Origin of the sequence: Allosphingosinicella sp. (genome assembly GCF_036403745.1) — a bacterium.
Classification (GTDB): Bacteria; Pseudomonadota; Alphaproteobacteria; order Sphingomonadales; family Sphingomonadaceae; genus Allosphingosinicella.
In genome coordinates, this window is record NZ_DASWQI010000054.1 from 36,645 (window position 1) to 52,943 (window position 16,299).

The window sequence follows — 16,299 nt, forward strand, 5'->3', positions numbered from 1 at the left end:
CGTTGTTCTTAACCCGCCGGGCGCTGCGGCGGAAGGGAAATCAGAAGGTGTAGGCGAGGCCGCCGGTCGCGACATATTGGTTGGCATTGCCGGCGATCGCCACCACCGGGCTGCGTGCGAACGCGCCGAGCTCCCGCGAGTAGCTGAGGCCTAAATAGGCCGAGAGCCGGGGTTTCCGCAGATCCCCTGTCAGCACCTGCGCGAGCAGCATCGTCGCCCGCCAATTCTTCCACCCGCCCCGCCCGGCATAGACGGGAAGGCCGCTGCGCAGCGACCCCGCCGCATCGACTCCGAAATAGGTCTGGGCATAGCGGCGCGCGACATGCTCGGCGTTGAACGAAAGGTTGAGCGCGGTGCGCAGCGACAGCGGCGTCGTGTAATCGACGGACGGCGCGACGATCATGCTGTCGTGGGTGTCGGTGACATCCTGCGTCACCGCGACGCGGACGCCGAGGCTGTCATACGCGTGCAGCACTCGGTTCTTGGTCACGCCGACGAAGCCGCCCAGCTCCACCGCCGGCCCGATCTTGCCGAGCGCCGCCACCCGTCGGTCATCGATCTCTCGGCTGCGGTCGAGCCGGAGGTTCGCGACCGGTCCGAAGTCGACATCCAGCGACGCGCGCGGGTCGTTCGCCAGCAGGCTGAAGTAAAGCGACGTGCCGCGCGTGCCGAAGGCGTGGCCGCCGAGCCGGCCGAAGGTGAACCCGATCGGCGTCAGCGCATAATCGTTCGAACCTTCGTAATCCGGCAGCCACGCGCCCCCGAGCGCCACCGTCACGGTGTTGCGGCGATATTGCGCGCCATCGTCCACAGGCGCGGGACCGGCGTCGGTCGCGCTCTGGGCGGCGGCCGGCGCGGCGGCGAGGACGGCGAGCGCGGCGGCCGCGGCGTGAACGGCTTTCATGGGGCACCAGACCAGTTTCGATTGCTGCCGCTAAAGCCGCGGGGGCCGGCAAGGGTTCCGCCTCCGTTACGAAACCCGTTGAAAAGGGTGCCGAAATGGGGCTCTTCCGAGCGCTTGCGCGCCGCTTATGGCCTCGCCCGCCGCACGGGGCTAGAGAAGCCGCCATGCCGAAGGGGCGCAATCACGGACTGCTCATCGCCGGCGGCGGCCTCGCCGGCAGCCTCGCCGCGCTCGCCATGGCGCGGCTGCGGCCCGACGTGCCGATGCTGCTCGTCGCGGAGGGGGATATGCTGGGCGGCCGCGGCACCTTCCTCGTCCTCGACGCCGCGCTCGGCGAGGCGGAGCGCAACCTGCTGGCGCCGCTCGCCAGCCACAGCTGGGACGCCTTTTACGCGCTCCTCCCCGGCCGTCCCCGCAAGCTCAAGCTGCGCTGCCATGCGATCGAAGCAAGCGCGATCGACGCGGCGCTGCGCGAGGCGCTGCGGCCCGAGCAACTCCGGCTCGACACAAAGATCGTCGCCGTGCGCGACGACAATATCCTCATCGCCGGCGGCGACGTGCTCGGCGGCATCGGCGTCCTCGATGCGCGCGGCTGGGCGCACCAGACGACGCTGGAGCTCGGCTGGCGCCATGGCGTCAGCCGCACCTTGCGCTTCGCCGCGCCGCACCGGCTCGATCTGCCCGTTGCCGCCGACACCAGCCTCGGCAGCGCCGCCGGCTGCGCCCTCTTCACCTGCGTACCGCTCGATCCGCAGCGCCTCGTCGTCGAGCACGTGCGCTACGCCCGCGCGGTCGAGACCAACGCCGCGGAGGGCAGCGCTTCCATCGACGCCTGGCTCGCCGCCCGCGGCTGGTCCGCCGCCGAGACCGAGGCGGAGGACAATTTCTCGACCGCCGTCCCACTCGGCGGCGACTTCGCCGGCTATTGGCGGATCGGCGGCGCCCGCGTCGCCAAGCTCGGCGCCCGCGGCGGCTTCTTCGGCCTGGGCATCGGCTCGCATGCCGCGGACGCCGCGGCCACCGCGGTCGCGCTCGCCGCCCGCCGCGACTTCACCGGCGCCGCGCTCCACGACGCGTTCGAAGACGAAGCGGCGGCGCTGTGGCGGCGGCGCGACTTCCACCGCGCCTTCGCCCGCCGTCTCGTCGAGGGCGGCGGCTGCGAGGCCGTCGAAGCGCTCTACCGCAGCGAGGCTGCGACCGTCGGCCGCTTCTTCGAGGAGCGGCTCGGCCTGCTCGAGCGCCGCCGCCTCCTCGCCGCCTGACCGCCCCGCCATTGCGCAGCGCACCGCGACCCGCCAGGGTCCGGCGATGACATCCCGCCAATCCGCCTGCTCCGGCGGGCCGAGCGCATGAGCGCACCCGCCGCCTTCCTCGCCCGCCACCGCCGCGGGCTGCGCCTCTTCTTCTGGGCCGCCGCCGCCTTTGCCTTTGCGATGGCGATCAACCCGCACCCGCCGGAAATCCCCGGCGCGCCGGGCGACAAGGTCGAGCACATAGCCGCCTTCGCCTCCCTCGCCACCCTCGCCGCGCTGGCGTGGCCGGAGCGCCGCTATGCCGCCATCGGGCTCGCCCTCTCCTATTTCGGCGCCATTATCGAGATCGTGCAGGCCATTCCCGCCCTCCACCGCGATTGCGACATCATGGACTGGGTCGCCGATACCGTCTCGCTGAGCGTCGTCCTCGCCATCGCGTGGGCGGTGCGGCGCGCGGGTGGTCGCCGCGCCGGCCTTTAGTCTTCGGAACCTTCCGCCTCCGCAACGGTTCCGCTCCTCAGCAGGAGCGTACTTAACCTGCATCAGGAGAGACATATGAAGATTCCAACCCTTGCCGCCGCCGCCCTTCTCGTCATCGGGCTGGCCGCAGGCACCGCCTCCGCGCAGCCGCCCCAGGGCGACCGGCACGGCGAACATGGCGACCGCGGCGGGCATGGCGGCGGGCCCGACGGGCGCGAGCATCATGGCGACCGCGGCGCGCGGCATGGCGATCACGGCATGCGCGACGGCCACGGCATGCGCGGCGACCGGGGCCGCTGGGGCCGGGGCCACGCCGCCGGCTGGAACCGCGGCCATCATTATGGCTGGCGCAACGGCCGCGGCAACCATTGCCGGGTGATCTACCGCCACCATCGCCGCGTCCGCGTCTGCCGCTGACGCGACGGCACCTGGGACCCCGCGCCTGAGGGCGGGGGTCCCGGTCCCATGGGCCATTGCAAGGCCGTCGCTCCCGCCGCATCCGCGGCGGAGCGGCGGCCTTCGCGCTGACGCTCCGGCGCTGGGGGCACAGCAGGCCCCGTAAAATCGCCTCTTTCCCACCGGCTAAGCCGCGTTACAAAGTCTCCCACGACAGGGGCGACCAAGTATGATGGTGGGGATCGATCTCGGCACGACGAACAGCGCCGTCGCAATCTGGCGCGACGGCGAAGCGGTGCTGATTCCCAACAGCCTCGGCGATCTCCTGACCCCCTCCGCCGTCAGCCTCGCCGACGACGGCCGCCTGCTGGTCGGCGCGGCGGCGCGCGACAGGCAGCCCACCCACCCCGACCGCACCGCCACCGCCTTCAAGCGGCTGATGGGCACCCAGAAGAAGGTCCAGCTCGGCCGCAAGAGCTTCTCGGCCGAGGATCTCTCCGCCCTCGTCCTGCGCAGCCTCGTCGCCGATGCCGAGGCGTGGCTGGGCGAGAAGGTCGAAGCGGCGATCGTCACCGTCCCCGCTTACTTCAACGACCGCCAGCGCAAGGCGACCCGCCGTGCCGGCGAGCTTGCCGGGCTGCGGGTGGAGCGGCTGATCAACGAGCCGACCGCCGCCGCCCTCGCCCACGGCATCCACGAGCGCGAGGACAAGCACCCCTTCCTGGTCTTCGACCTCGGCGGCGGCACCTTCGACGTGTCGATCGTCGAGATTTTCTCGGGCATCGTCGAGGTCCGCGCTTCGGCCGGCGACAACCGGCTCGGCGGCGAGGATTTCAACGACGCCTTGGTGGAGCTGGTCCGCCGCCGCCTCCCGGCCGTCGCCGAAAAGGGCAGCGACAGCCGCCTGCGCGAGGTGATGCGCGCGGCGGCCGAGCGCACCCGCCGCGCCCTCAGCGACGCCGGCGCCGCCGATCTCGCCTTCGTCTGGGAAGGCGAAGAACACCGGCTCGAAATCAGTGCCGCTGAGTTCGAGGAGGCCGCCGCGCCGCTGGTCGCGCGCCTCCGCGATCCTGTCCTGCGCTCGCTGCGCGACAGCGGCATCCGCAGCGAGGATCTGAGCGAGATCGTCCTTGTCGGCGGCGCCACCCGCATGCCGGTCGTCCGCCGCGCCGTCACCCGCATGTTCGGCCGCTTCCCGGCCGGGACCGTCCACCCCGACCATGCCGTTGCGCTGGGCGCCGCGATCCAGGCGGGGCTGAAGATGCGCGACGCCGCGCTCGACGAGATCCGCCTCACCGACGTCTGCCCCTTCACGCTGGGCGTCGATGTCGCCGAGCGCGACCAGTTCGGCGTTCTCCACACCGGCCTGTTCGCGCCGATCATCGAGCGCAACACGGTCATTCCCGCCAGCCGCATCCACAGCTTCTCGACCATGGCCGACAACCAGCGCCGCGTCCGCTTCGGCATCTACCAGGGCGAGGCGCGGCACGTGGCGGGGAATGTGAAGCTCGGCGAAATGACCGTGCCGGTGCCGCCGCGCCCGGCGGGCGAGGTGCAGGTCGATTGCCGCTTCAGCTACGATGTCAGCGGCTTGCTCGAGGTCGACGTCACCATCCCCTCGACCGGCGTCGCCAAGCAGCTGCTGATCTGCGACGACAAGGATGCCCCGTCCGACGCCGACGTCGCGAATCGGCGCGAGGTGCTCGCCGCGCTCAAAGTCCACCCGCGCGAGGCGGCCCCGAACGCCGCCGCCCTCGCCCGCGCCGAGCGCTGCTACGAATCTTTGCTCGGCGACCGGCGCGATTTCGTCGGGCGGCTGATCGACAGTTTCGAGACCGTCCTCCAGCGCCAGGACCCGCGCGGCATCGAAACCTATCGCGCCGAATTGGAGCGCGCCCTCGACGAGATCGAAGGCGAGCGCTTCCTGTGAGGGGCCACACCATCTGGCAGCGGCTGGGCATCGAGCCGACCGACGATGTCGGCGTCATCCGCCGCGCCTACGCCGATAAGCTCCGCGCCACCGATGCCGACGGCGATGCCCAGGCGTTCGCCGCCCTGCGCGCCGCCCGCGACGCCGCCCTCGCCCACGCCGCTTACGCCGCGGCGTCGGGCGGTGGAGAGGCCGACGAGACCCCAGCCGAACCTGTCGCCCATAAGGGCGGCGCGGGAGAGGAATGGACGCCGGACTCCGACTGGGACGACTTCGACATGCTCGACGCGTCGGCGCCTTTACCTCTGCCGGAGCCGCTCCCCGACTCAGCCGTGGATGAGGAGGCCGCCGAACGCGCCGGCCGTTTCCAGGAGGTCGAACGGCTGCTCTTCTCCGAGGAAGGCGATGCCGCCGACGCGCCGGACCGCCTGTTCCAATTGACGGAGGAAATTCTCGCGGATCCGATCCTCGAGCAGATCGACGCTGCGGCGGGCATCGAGCGGTGGCTCGCGGGCACCGCCGCCGCCGCCATTCCGCGCTCGGACCCGATGCTTGTGCCGCTCGCCGCCGCTTTCCACTGGGAGGAGCGGTGGACCGAATATGACCAGCCGGCCGAAATCGTCGCCATCGTCCAGCGGCTCGGGGCGCTGCGCTTCATCGACCAGGTGCAGAGCCCGAGCCATCCCTATCACAAGGCCTGGCGCGATCTGGAATCCGGCAAGCCGAAGCTGGGTCTCGAACGATTCACACTGTCGAGCACGGTCCGTGCCCTCCTCGGCCACATCCGCACCCAGGCGCCGACGGCGGAGCAGTCGCTCGACCCCTACCGTGTCGCGTTGTGGGAAGAGCGCCACAATCGCGGCTGGCCGATTGCCGGCGGCATCAGCCTGCTGTGGATCGCCTTCCTCGCGCTGAGGATCCTGACGCCGGTCTTCGGCACCCACGATCCCGCGCCCGTGACGATGCCCTATCCCGCCGCTTATTCGGACCCTGCCGCGGACCTGCGCCCGGCGATCCAGGCGGTGGTTCCCGGCATGACCTTCGAAGAGGTGGAGCGGGACAATCCCAATCTGGCGGACCGCCTGCGCGCCGACTGGTCCGACGCCAGGGCGCGCGGCGACGACAGCGACGGGCTGCGCGAGCGCGAGCGGGACTTCCTCCTCTCCCGCATGCGCGCGGGGCTGAGCACCGGCACGATGGAATTGCAGACGCGCTACTGGGCGCTGGAGGCCGACAAATTGCGCTGGCTGCGAACGCGCTCGCCGGTCGCCTGCGGCGACTATGAGGCTGGCGGCTCCCACCCCAAGTTTCCGGAAGACCTCTACGCCCGCGACACGCACTTACGCGCCGACGCCATGCTCTCGGCAACCACCGAGGCCCCGCCGGGGCCGTCCACCATCCGCTACATGCTGTCCGCCCCGGTCGTGACGGCGGCGCGGAGCCGCTCCGGCCTCTCCCTTGCCGCCTTCCGCGCGGCGATCGTCGGCAAGGGCGGCGCGGAGGAGCGCTGCGCCGCCCGCATCGCGGTGCTCGACGCCGTGCTCGCCGCGCCGCGGGCCAACGCCAAGACGATCAAGGCAATGTCGAAAGGGCTCTGAGCCCCTTCAGCCGTTCACCACCTCGCCGCCGTTCGGGTGGAGGACCTGGCCGGACATGTAGCTCGAATCCTCGCACGCCAGGAACAGGAAGGACGGCGCGACCTCGTTCGGTTGGCCTGGGCGGCCCATCGAGACGTCCTTGCCGAAGTCCGGCAGCTTCTCCTTGGGCTGGCCGCCGGACGGGTTGAGCGGCGTCCAGATCGGACCCGGCGCCACGGCGTTCACGCGGATGCCGTCTTCGATCAGATTTTCGGAGAGGGAGCGGGTGAAGGCGGTGATGGCGCCCTTGGTCGAGGCGTAATCGAGGAGGATGCCGGCGCCCTGGTACATGGTCACCGACGTCGTGTTGACGATCGCATCGCCTTTCTTGAGGTGCGGGCGGGCGGCCTGGACCATGAAGAAATAGCCGAAGAAGTTGGTCTGGAAGGTGCGGCGGAGCTGCTCCTCGGAAATGTCGCCGATCTCCTTCGCCCAATGCTGCTCGCCGGCGTTGTTGACGAGCACGTTGAGCCCCCCAAGCCGCTGAACCGCCTCCTCGACCGCGCGCTCGCAGAACGCTTTGTCGCCGACGTCGCCTGCGATGGCGATGGCGCGGCGGCCCTCGGCCTCGACGATCTCCTGCGTCTTGCGGGCGTCGTCATGCTCGCAAAGGTAGAGGATGGCGACGTCCGCCCCTTCGCGCGCGAAGAGGGCGGCGACGGCGCGGCCGATGCCGCTGTCGGCGCCGGTGATCAGAGCGACCTTGCCCTGGAGGCGGCCCGAGCCGGGGTAGCGCGGCGCCCATTCGGGCTTCGGCTCGAGCTGCGATTCGTGGCCGGGCTGGTCGTCGAGATGGACCTGGGTGATCAGCGGATCGCCGTCGACCTGTGCTTCCGGGGCGGGGGCGTCGGTGCGGGTGTCGGTGTCGCTCATCTCGCTCACTCCTTAGGGGCGATGCCGGCGCCTTCCTGGCCGAAGGCTTCGATGGCGGACTGGTCCTGGCGGTCGTGCTTCGGCTTCTTCTCCGCCGCCGTTGCGCCGCCGTCGCGGCCGAGGGTGGAGGAGTTGCGGCTGCCGTCGCGCGGATCGTCGGACATCTGGTTGTTCTGGTTGAGCGGACGATCGTCCGTATCGGGATTGTGCTGGTTCTTGCTCATGATGGGCCTCGTGTCGCGTATTCGAGGCTTCAACCGCTCCCGCGCGGCGGCGGTTCCTCAGTCCAGCTTCAGGCGGACGAACGCCATGAACCCCTTGGCGCCGCCGCCGTAGGAGGCATCGAGCGGCCGCGGCACGAAGTTCAGCGCGGCGAGGCCGCCGAGGCCGAGGGCAAGGTGCGGCGCGACCCGGAAATCGCGGACGGCGCCGATCGAGGCCTTGCCGACGGTGTAGGCCGGGCCGTGATGGCCGAGGGCCGGGACGAGCTCGTCATTGTCCGTCCGCTCGGCGCGGGCGAAGAGGGTCCACAGGCCCTGCCGGACGGCGCTTTCGAGGACATAGGCGTCGAGGCTGCGGCCTTCCGACGTGCGGCGGCCCCAGGCGAGGGTGGTCGACCACCAGCCGTTGGCGAGCGGGTGTGTGTAGATCGCGCTGGCGGACCAGCGCTCCTGGTTCGCGCCCGGCTCCAGCTGCTCCGGGCTGACGAAATGCCCCCAGCTTGCCTGCAGGGAAAGAGTGGGGGCGGGGTTCCAGGAGACGCGCAGGGCGGTGGAGTCGAGCGGCCCGGTCTCGATGTTCCAGCGATGCTGGTCGGGCTCCCGGCCGTTGAAGCGGGAGCCTTCGACCTTCACGTTTCCGAGCACGAGGCCGCCGGTGACGACGCCGAAACTGATGTGGGTCGAATCGAGCCAGTGATGGCTGATCGGCGCTTCGGGCGAATCGAGGATCGAGAGGCGGTGCATGAAGGCCGGCGGCCCGAAGGCAGGCTCGCCGGGGAGCCCTCCGTAGACGAAGGCGCTGGCTCGATCGGAAAGCGCGACGGAATAGCTCGCCGACAGCTCCATGAAAGAATCGTGCGGATGCTGCCGGTCGATCAGCGGGGTGACGCCGTTCGCCGTTTCCCCCGAGGCGAGCAGCAGCGGATAGCCGCGCGCGCCCATCAGCGGGTCGGGGCTCAGCATGGCCCGGAACTGGATGGTGCCGGGCCCCAGCACGCGCCGCGCCGAACCCATCGCCATGCCGGAGACGAAGACCTTGTCGTCCCCGCGCGGCCCCTCCTGGCGGTCCCAGACGCCGTTCAGCACGGCGTGAGCCATCAGCATCCAGCGGCCGGTCATGACGTGGAGGCCCTGGTGCTCCGACACGTCCGGCTGCCACGCCGTTCCCGAGGCCTCGCGCGTCATGGGGTAAGACCCGAGCGCGGCGGGCATCGGCTGCGCCCCGGCGCCATGGTCCATGCCGGCCATGTCCATGCCGCGATGGTCTGGTGCGACCGGAGGGGCAGACGGAGCGGGGGTCGCGGGCGCGGGAGGGGCAGGCGGGGCGGTGGTCGCAGGCGCCGGCTGGGCAGGCGCCGGGGGCGGCATGGGCATCTGCATGCCGCCATGGTCCTGGTGCTGTGCGACGGCCGCGAGGGCGGCAAGGAAAGCGAAACTCATAAGCGCGCCAGATGGGGGCTCGAGGCGGCGGCGTCCAGCCGCATGCCTCGCTTGACGAGGGACCGTGCCTCCCGCACGGGCGCGGCCATGTCCGCCGTCTCCCCCAGCACCTCCGGCCGCTTCGCCTTTCCCGCCCTGATCATCGGCAACCTAATCCTTGCGGTCGGGCCGTGGATGGTGCGGCTCGCCGACGTCGGGCCGGTCGCCTCCGGCTTTTGGCGGCTGGCGCTGGCGATCCCGTTCCTCGCCCTTTTCGCCTGGCGCCAGCAGCGGGGGCAGCCGGCGCCCTCGGGCGCGCTGCTCGCCAGCCTCGCCATCGGCGGCCTGTTCTTCGCCTCGGACCTCGCCGCCTGGCATGTCGGCATAGGCATGACCAAGCTCGCCAACGCCAGCCTGTTCGGCAATGCCTCGAGCTTCATCCTGGTGATCTACGGGTTCGTCCTGCTCCGCCGCCTGCCGCGCAAGGTGCAGGCGCTGGCTCTCGCCTGCGCCGCGGCAGGGACCGGGCTGCTGATGGGATCGAGCTACGAAATGTCGCCCAAGAACTTCACCGGCGACCTCTTCACTCTCCTCGCCGGCCTGCTCTACACCGGCTATCTCGTCGTCGTGGACAAGGCGCGGCGGACGATGGCGCCGATGCCGGTTCTCGCCGTCGCCACCGCCTCGGGCGCCATCCCCCTCCTGGTCTTCGCCAATCTGCTGGGGCAGCAGGTCATGCCGGACGACTGGACGCCCCTGCTCATCCTCTCCTTCGGCAGCCAGGTGATCGGCCAGGGGCTGCTCGTCTACGCGGTCGGCTATCTCTCGCCGGTGGTGGTCGGCCTCGGCCTCCTGGCCCAGCCGGCGGCGGGGGCGCTGATCGGCAGCCTCGTCTATGGCGAGCGCCTGAGCCCCGCCGACTGGGCCGGCGCCGCCCTCATCGGGGTCGCCCTGGTGCTGATCCGCCTCCCGGAACGGAAGGCCGCGCTTGCATCCATACCCCCAGAGGATCATTTGTGAGGGCGATGCCGGTGTCGACGCCCCAGGACATGACTTTGGACGAGCTCCGCCTCGCCCTCGCGCCCCATATCGCCCCCAATGCGGCGTTCGACGGCTGGAGCGATGCCGCGCTGGCGATAGCGGCGGCTGAGGTCGGCGTCCCCGCGCCCCGCGCCCGGCTCTGCTTCCCGCGCGGCGCGCCGGAGATGATCGACGCATGGTTCGACGCGATCGACCGCGACATGGCGCTCGCCTTCCCGCTCGAGCGGATCGAGGCGATGAAGATCCGCGACCGCATCCGCAGCCTCGTCATGCACCGGATCGAGGCGATGAAGCCGGACCGCGAGGCGCTGCGCCGGGCGCTGGCGATCCTCGCCCAGCCGCAGAATCTGCCGCTCGCCGCCCGCTTGGCCTGGCGCGCCGCCGACCGGATGTGGCGCCTCGCCGGCGACCGCGCCACCGACTTCAACCATTATTCCAAGCGCGCCATCCTGATGGGCGTCTACGGCGCCAGCACGCTCGTCTTCCTCGACGACGACAGCGACGACCTCGCTTTGACCCGCGCCTTCCTCAACCGCCGCATCGACGAGGTGATGCGCTTCGAGAAGACCAAGGCGCAGTGGCGCGGCAATCGCGAGCGCCTTCCCTCCCTCAGCCGCTTCCTCGGGCGGCTGCGCTACCCGGCCGTCTGAGCGAGGAGCCGACATATGGACGAGCAGAGACCGGAGCACAGGCAGGACAGGCCGCGATGGCCGATCTACGTTGGAATCTTCGTGCTGCTGGGCAGCCTCGCGACGATCGCCTCGGCCTTCTGGGCGAGCTGGATCAAGTGAACGCCGTCGCGGTCAGGCCCGTCGCCGAGATCGCGAGCTACCACGCCCACATCTATTTCGAGGCGGACTCTGAGCGGAGCCAAGCGCTCGCCCTTCGCGCCGCCATCGCCGACCGCTTCGCCGTCCGCCTCGGGACCGTGTGGGACCGGCCCGTCGGCCCGCACAGCCGCGCCATGTACCAGGTCGCGTTCGAAACGGGGCTGTTCGCAAGCTTCGTGCCCTGGCTGATGCTGAACGCCGGCGGCCTGTCGGTGCTGATCCACCCCAACACACGCAACATGCGCCGCGACCATCTCGACGACGGGATGTGGATCGGCACGCCGCTGGCGCTCGACGGCGAGATCCTCCCGGAGGACGGCGGCGCGGAAGAAGCGGGGGCGCCCAACACCGCGCCGACCCTCGCCCCCTGACCCCCCGCGGGAGCCCGGCGCGCCGCGGCGTGTTGACGAGCGGCGAGAGCGGCGACTAGGGAATCGTGCGCCCAGGGAGAAGCCCATGACCTACGTCGTCACCGAAGCCTGCATCCGCTGCAAATATATGGACTGCGTGGAAGTGTGCCCGGTCGATTGCTTCTACGAGGGCGACAACATGCTCGTCATCAACCCCAGCGAGTGCATCGACTGCGGCGTCTGCGAGCCCGAATGCCCGGCCGAGGCGATCCTGCCCGACACCGAGAACGGCCTCGAAAGGTGGCTGGAGGTCAACGCCACTTACTCGGCGGAGTGGCCGAACATCACCCGCAAGCGCGAATCCCCCGCCGATGCCGACGAGCACAAGGGCGAGGATGGCAAGTTCGACAAATATTTCTCGGCGGAGCCCGGCCAGGGGGACTAAGGGCCTAGCCTCTCCCCGTGGCCGCAGCGGTCGAGCAGACGTAGCCGGGACTAGGTCCGGCGTCCATGAACACCTCCTGTGGAATCTCGAACCGTCCGTGTTCATGGACCCCGGATCAAGTCCGGGGTGAAGACTAGTCTTGGCTGAGGTGAGTCCGGGCCATCCCACTCCCTTTTGCCGCCATGACGCCCCACTTCATCCGAAAGGGTAGCATTTCCGGACTTTTTCGGTTATATGAGACCCATCGCAGCGGATGCGTCGCGCATCCGCCATCAGGTGGTCCACGAAGACTCGCCGCACATCGCCGCAGCTCACGCCGTATCGGGGGCGGCTGAGCGGGCGCGTTGGGCGGCTGACTCCATAGGAAGGTCTAAATTACATGGCAGCGAAAGCGTTGAGCTTCGACGTTGGCGATTATGTCGTTTACCCCAAGCACGGCGTCGGCCGTGTCATCGAACTCCAGAGCACCGACATTGCGGGCATGCAGCTCGAACTTTACGTCCTGCGGTTCGAGAAGGAGAAGATGACTCTCCGCGTCCCGACCAACAAGGCCGAGAGCGTCGGCATGCGCAAGCTGTCGTCCGACAAGACGATGCAGGAGGCGCTCGCCTGCCTGAAGGGCAAGCCGAAGGTGAAGCGCACCATGTGGTCGCGCCGCGCCCAGGAATATGAGGCGAAGATCAATTCGGGCGACCTCGTGTCGATTGCCGAGGTGACCCGCGACCTGTTCCGCGCCGACGACCAGCCCGAGCAGAGCTACTCGGAGCGTCAGATCTTCGAAGCCGCCTCGAGCCGGCTCGCCCGCGAGCTTGCCGCGATGGAGCAGGTCGACGAGCCCACCGCGCTGGTCAAGATTCTCGAGATCCTCAACAAGGCCGCCGCCATCTACAATAGGGAAAAGGCGACGGCCTGACCCCTTCGCCTTTGGCGTGGCGGTTTGAACGAGGGCGGCTCCCGGAAACGGGGCCGCCCTTTTCGTTGCGTGCCCCGCGCCGGGGACCCGAGAGCGAGGATTCCTCCTCCCCGTCATCCCGGCGAAAGCCGGGATCTCCACGCGAAGGAGGCGCGGAACCCGAGCCGGCGCCCTTCACCCCACGAGATCCCGGCTTTGGCCGGGATGACGGAGGGAGCGCCTGCACCTCCCTAGCACCACCCCCTTGCGCACCCGTTACAACCACTGTATTATCTCTCCAACACACTTGGGAGAGACGTGATGCACAAGGCCATGATCCTGCTGCCGGTGCTGCTGCTCGGCGGCTGCAATGTCGCCTTCGGGCAGGGCTCCGGCCAGCAGGCCGCGCGCGACTTTCAGGTCGGCGCCTTCCAGAAGATCAATGCCGCCGGCTCCTCCGAAGTGGTCGTCCGGGTCGGCGGCGCGCCTTCGGTTCATGCCGAGGGCGACAAGAAGGCGCTGGACGATCTCGACATCCAGGTCGTCAACGGCTCGCTCAACATCGGCCGCAAGAGCTCCGGCTGGAGCTTCGGCTGGGGCCACCACCGCCGCATCCGCATCACCGTCACGGTGCCGTCGCTCGCCGGTGCGTCGCTCGCCGGCTCCGGCGACATCCACATCGACAAGGTCGGCGGGCCCAGCTTCGAGGGGTCGATCGCCGGATCGGGCGACATCGCCGTCGATCATCTCGAAGTCGGCGAGGCGCGCTTCTCGATCGCAGGCTCCGGCGACGTCAAAGCGGCCGGCAAGGTCGGCAAGGCGAACCTCTCGACCGCCGGCTCGGGCGACATGCGCACCGGCGGCTTGGAGGCCGGCACCGCCAGCATCTCCATCATGGGCTCCGGCGGCGCCCAGCTCCGCGTGACGCAGAGCGCCGACATCACCATCATGGGATCGGGCGACGTCCACGTTGCCGGCACCACCAATTGCCAGATCCACAAGGCGGGCTCCGGCGACGTCCACTGCGGCTGAGCGTCCCGAGGCGGATGGGCCTTGAGGGCGCGTTAACCTTGTCCGGGCATGGTGGCGCCATGACCCGGATCGCCCTCTTCGCCCTCCTCCTCACCGCCGCGGCGCCCGCCGCCGCCGCCGAGCGGAGCTATCCCGTCACCGATTTCGACCGCGTCCAGATCGAGGGCCCCTATGAGGTCACCTTGGTCACCGGCGGCGCATCGGCGGCGCGCGGCATCGGCTCGGAGGCGGCGCTGGAACGGGTGACGGTGGAGGTCCAGAGCGGCCTCTTACGCATCCATCCCAACCGCTCCGCCTGGGGCGGCTATCCGGGCGGCAATGCGGGGCCGGTGAAGATCGCCGTCTCGACCCGAGATCTTCGCCTGGCGACGGTGATCGGCGCCAGCACGCTCCGGATCGACCGCCTGCGCGGCCTGCGCGCAGACGTTTCGCTGTCCGGCAGCGGCCGGATCGAAATCGGCCGCATCGATGCGGACGTGTTGAATGTCGGCGTGATCGGCTCCGGTCGCATCGCCGCCGCGGGTGCCGCCAAGCAGGTCAGGGCCACCGTCCAGGGCAGCGCGGACCTCGCCGCCGCAGGCCTCGTTGCCGAGGATCTGGTGCTCAATGCGGAAACGGCCGGCACGATCGCCATCGCCGCGCGGCGGACGGCCAAGGTGAAGTCCGGCGGCTCCGGCAACGTCGAGGTCGGCGGATCCCCCGCCTGCACCGTCACCGCCACCGGCGCCGGCCAAGTCCGCTGCGCGGGGCACTAGGTCAGATCAGGAGCAGCGCCGTCAGCTCGCCAAGCAGCTTCGCCGGTAGGACCATTGAACCGCCGACGCCGCCAAGGTCCACCGGGCAATCCTCCGCCGCCAGATAGCGCCAGCCCTGGTGGGCGCGGCGGGGGACGGGGAGCACCGGCACCAGTTCGGGCGCGAGGCGGATGATGGTCTTGCGGTCCTCCTCGCGCGCCGTGAAGCCGAGGATGGTCTGGCGGGCCTGGATGCGGTGCTTCAGGATCCAGTAGATCGAGCCGCCGACCAGCTCTTCGGCGCGCTTGGGCATGAACCGTGTGACGAGCGGCACCTCGCCCCCGGCGGCACGGGCGGCCTGGCGGGTCTCGAGCGCGTCGAGGCTGGCGCAGCCGACGGCGACCTTTGAGATGCTGAGGCGGGACATTGCGGTCCCTCGATGCCGCAGCTTTCTCTCCGGATCAACGGTTTAGCCGTGCAGCCGGAACAGGGTGGCGAGCCCCAGGAACGAGAAGAAGCCGAAGCAGTCCGTCATCATCGTCACGAACACCGCCGAGGAGATGGCGGGATCGATCCCGCTCTTTTCCAGGGTCACCGGGACGAGGATGCCGGCGAGGCCCGCGACGAGGTTGTTGATCAGGATGGCGAGGCCGAAGACCAAGGCGAGGTCGGCCCGTCCGTAGAACAGGTAAGCGCCACAGCCGATGAGCAGGCCGAGGGCGAGGCCGTTGGTGCCGGCGATCCGGAACTCGCGCGCAATCATGCGCATCGTGTTCGAGCTTGTCAGCTGGTTGGTGGCGAGCGCCCGCACGATCACCGCCAGCGTCTGGGTCCCGGCATTGCCGCCCATGCCGGTGACGATGCCCATGAGGGCGGCGAGCAATGCGAAGCGCGCGATCTCGCCCTCGAACAGGCCTACGACCGTGGCCGCGAGCATCGCCGTCGGAAGGTTGACCAGGAGCCACAGCAGCCGCGTGCGGACGGTCATGCCGATCGGCTGGTTGATGTCGCCCTCGCCCGCGCCGGAGAGCCGGAGGATGTCCTCGCTGGCTTCCTCCTGGATGATGTGGACGACGTCGTCGACGGTGATCATGCCGACCAGCCGGCCGGACCGGTCGACCACCGCGGCCGAGATCAGCGCATATTTCTGGAAGCGCAGCGCCACTTCCTCCTGGTCCATGTCGACCGGGATCAGGGTCTGCTCGCGCTTCATCACGTCGGCGACGCGGACGTTGCGGCGGGCGCGCAGGATCCAGCTCAGCATGCAGGTGCCGACCGGATGGTGCTGCGGATCGACGACGAACACTTCCCAGAAATCGCTGGTGAGGTCGTCGCCGGCGCGCAGATAGTCGATGACCTGGCCGACGGACCAATGTTCGGGCACCGCGATCAGGTCGCGCTGCATCAGCCGGCCCGCGGACTCCTCCGGGTAAGTGAGCGCTTCCTCGATCGCCGCGCGGTCGTCGGGCTCCATCGCGCGCAGCACGGCGCGCTGCTCGTCCTCCTCGAGGTCCTCGAGGATGGCGACCGCGTCGTCGGTTTCCATCTGCCCGGCGAGATCGGCGACCTGCTCGGGCTCGAGCGCGTCGAGCAGCGCCTCGCGGACGTGCTGGCGGAGATGAACGACTGGGTCCGCGAGGGCCTGCTCGACGAGATGGAGCCGCAGCAGGTCGCGGATATCGCCGGCCAGCTCGAGACCGACGACGCGGTGGCGATGATCGAGGACCTCGACGAGGAGGATCAGCGAGCCGTTCTCCGTGCGATGGAGCCCGACGACCGGGCCGCGGTCGAAGAGGCGCTGAGCTATCCGGAAGAGTCCGCCGGCCGCCTGATGCAGCGCGACCTGATCGCTGTGCCCGAAC

At 69.9% G+C, this 16,299-nt stretch carries 19 protein-coding genes and 1 pseudogene; 14 read left to right on the forward strand and 6 right to left on the reverse strand.

Annotated elements, in window-relative coordinates; all coding sequences use genetic code 11:
* Window positions 1-40: 40 nt before the first annotated feature.
* A complete protein-coding gene (locus tag VGC56_RS10190) occupies window positions 41-904 on the reverse strand; it encodes a MipA/OmpV family protein (protein WP_464124790.1) in 864 nt (287 codons plus the stop codon).
* A 164-nt stretch (window positions 905-1,068) separates the two neighbouring features.
* On the opposite strand from VGC56_RS10190, the gene VGC56_RS10195 reads away from it, so the two are divergent.
* From VGC56_RS10195 to VGC56_RS10215, 5 genes are all read left to right on the forward strand, one after another.
* On the forward strand, window positions 1,069-2,166 hold the full coding sequence (locus tag VGC56_RS10195; protein WP_464124791.1) for a lycopene cyclase family protein: 1,098 nt from the start codon (window positions 1,069-1,071) through the stop codon (window positions 2,164-2,166).
* Window positions 2,167-2,253: 87 nt separating this feature from the next.
* Window positions 2,254-2,637, forward strand: coding sequence for a VanZ family protein (locus VGC56_RS10200; RefSeq protein WP_464124792.1), 384 nt, complete (start codon window positions 2,254-2,256; stop codon window positions 2,635-2,637).
* Between the two features lie 75 nt (window positions 2,638-2,712).
* Window positions 2,713-3,054, forward strand: a complete 342-nt coding sequence (locus tag VGC56_RS10205; RefSeq protein WP_464124793.1) for a hypothetical protein — start codon at window positions 2,713-2,715, stop codon at window positions 3,052-3,054.
* A 208-nt stretch (window positions 3,055-3,262) separates the two neighbouring features.
* On the forward strand, window positions 3,263-4,963 hold the full coding sequence (locus tag VGC56_RS10210; RefSeq protein WP_464124794.1) for an Hsp70 family protein: 1,701 nt from the start codon (window positions 3,263-3,265) through the stop codon (window positions 4,961-4,963).
* Entirely contained in the window at window positions 4,960-6,561 is a 1,602-nt protein-coding gene (locus VGC56_RS10215; RefSeq protein ID WP_464124795.1) for a hypothetical protein, read from the forward strand. The genes VGC56_RS10210 and VGC56_RS10215 overlap by 4 nt, the downstream gene beginning before the upstream one ends.
* A 6-nt stretch (window positions 6,562-6,567) precedes the next feature.
* Here VGC56_RS10215 and VGC56_RS10220 read toward each other — a convergent pair whose 3' ends face one another.
* Genes VGC56_RS10220 through VGC56_RS10230 form a run of 3 tightly spaced genes read right to left on the reverse strand, consistent with a single transcriptional unit; the run spans window position 6,568 to window position 9,134 of the window.
* Complete coding sequence (locus VGC56_RS10220) at window positions 6,568-7,473, reverse strand: SDR family oxidoreductase (protein ID WP_464124796.1); 906 nt, start codon at window positions 7,471-7,473, stop codon at window positions 6,568-6,570.
* 5 nt (window positions 7,474-7,478) lie between these two features.
* Window positions 7,479-7,697, reverse strand: a complete 219-nt coding sequence (locus VGC56_RS10225; RefSeq protein ID WP_464124797.1) for a hypothetical protein — start codon at window positions 7,695-7,697, stop codon at window positions 7,479-7,481.
* A gap of 57 nt (window positions 7,698-7,754) precedes the next feature.
* Window positions 7,755-9,134, reverse strand: coding sequence for a hypothetical protein (locus tag VGC56_RS10230; protein ID WP_464124798.1), 1,380 nt, complete (start codon window positions 9,132-9,134; stop codon window positions 7,755-7,757).
* A gap of 87 nt (window positions 9,135-9,221) precedes the next feature.
* Here VGC56_RS10230 and VGC56_RS10235 point away from each other — a divergent pair, with 87 nt between their 5' ends.
* The 8 genes from VGC56_RS10235 to VGC56_RS10270 all read left to right on the forward strand — a co-directional run bounded on the left by VGC56_RS10235 (window position 9,222) and on the right by VGC56_RS10270 (window position 14,458).
* The gene (locus VGC56_RS10235) at window positions 9,222-10,133 is read left to right on the forward strand and encodes a DMT family transporter (protein WP_464124799.1); all 912 of its coding nucleotides are present in this window, start codon (window positions 9,222-9,224) and stop codon (window positions 10,131-10,133) included.
* Window positions 10,134-10,162: 29 nt separating this feature from the next.
* Window positions 10,163-10,804: a COQ9 family protein gene (locus tag VGC56_RS10240; RefSeq protein WP_464124809.1), complete on the forward strand. Its 642-nt coding sequence runs from the start codon at window positions 10,163-10,165 to the stop codon at window positions 10,802-10,804.
* Window positions 10,805-10,819: 15 nt separating this feature from the next.
* Window positions 10,820-10,945: a hypothetical protein gene (locus VGC56_RS10245; RefSeq protein ID WP_464124800.1), complete on the forward strand. Its 126-nt coding sequence runs from the start codon at window positions 10,820-10,822 to the stop codon at window positions 10,943-10,945.
* On the forward strand, window positions 10,942-11,355 hold the full coding sequence (locus VGC56_RS10250; protein ID WP_464124801.1) for a DOPA 4,5-dioxygenase family protein: 414 nt from the start codon (window positions 10,942-10,944) through the stop codon (window positions 11,353-11,355). Before VGC56_RS10245 ends, VGC56_RS10250 begins: the two co-directional genes overlap by 4 nt.
* Window positions 11,356-11,440: 85 nt before the next feature.
* On the forward strand, window positions 11,441-11,779 hold the full coding sequence (fdxA, locus tag VGC56_RS10255) for a ferredoxin FdxA (RefSeq protein ID WP_464124802.1): 339 nt from the start codon (window positions 11,441-11,443) through the stop codon (window positions 11,777-11,779).
* A gap of 379 nt (window positions 11,780-12,158) precedes the next feature.
* Complete coding sequence (locus VGC56_RS10260; RefSeq protein ID WP_464124803.1) at window positions 12,159-12,692, forward strand: CarD family transcriptional regulator; 534 nt, start codon at window positions 12,159-12,161, stop codon at window positions 12,690-12,692.
* Between the two features lie 300 nt (window positions 12,693-12,992).
* The gene (locus VGC56_RS10265) at window positions 12,993-13,703 is read left to right on the forward strand and encodes a head GIN domain-containing protein (protein WP_464124804.1); all 711 of its coding nucleotides are present in this window, start codon (window positions 12,993-12,995) and stop codon (window positions 13,701-13,703) included.
* Between the two features lie 59 nt (window positions 13,704-13,762).
* The gene (locus VGC56_RS10270) at window positions 13,763-14,458 is read left to right on the forward strand and encodes a GIN domain-containing protein (RefSeq protein ID WP_464124805.1); all 696 of its coding nucleotides are present in this window, start codon (window positions 13,763-13,765) and stop codon (window positions 14,456-14,458) included.
* Window position 14,459: 1 nt separating this feature from the next.
* Here VGC56_RS10270 and VGC56_RS10275 read toward each other — a convergent pair whose 3' ends face one another.
* Both VGC56_RS10275 and mgtE read right to left on the reverse strand, forming a co-directional pair.
* Complete coding sequence (locus VGC56_RS10275) at window positions 14,460-14,864, reverse strand: DUF1489 family protein (RefSeq protein WP_464124806.1); 405 nt, start codon at window positions 14,862-14,864, stop codon at window positions 14,460-14,462.
* Window positions 14,865-14,906: 42 nt separating this feature from the next.
* A pseudogene (gene mgtE / locus VGC56_RS10280) lies at window positions 14,907-16,118 on the reverse strand (magnesium transporter); the annotation flags it as partial.
* Here mgtE and VGC56_RS10285 point away from each other — a divergent pair.
* Window positions 16,056-16,299: magnesium transporter MgtE N-terminal domain-containing protein (locus tag VGC56_RS10285; RefSeq protein ID WP_464124810.1), on the forward strand; the 244-nt coding region annotated here is incomplete at its 3' end. The pseudogene mgtE and the gene VGC56_RS10285 overlap by 63 nt on opposite strands.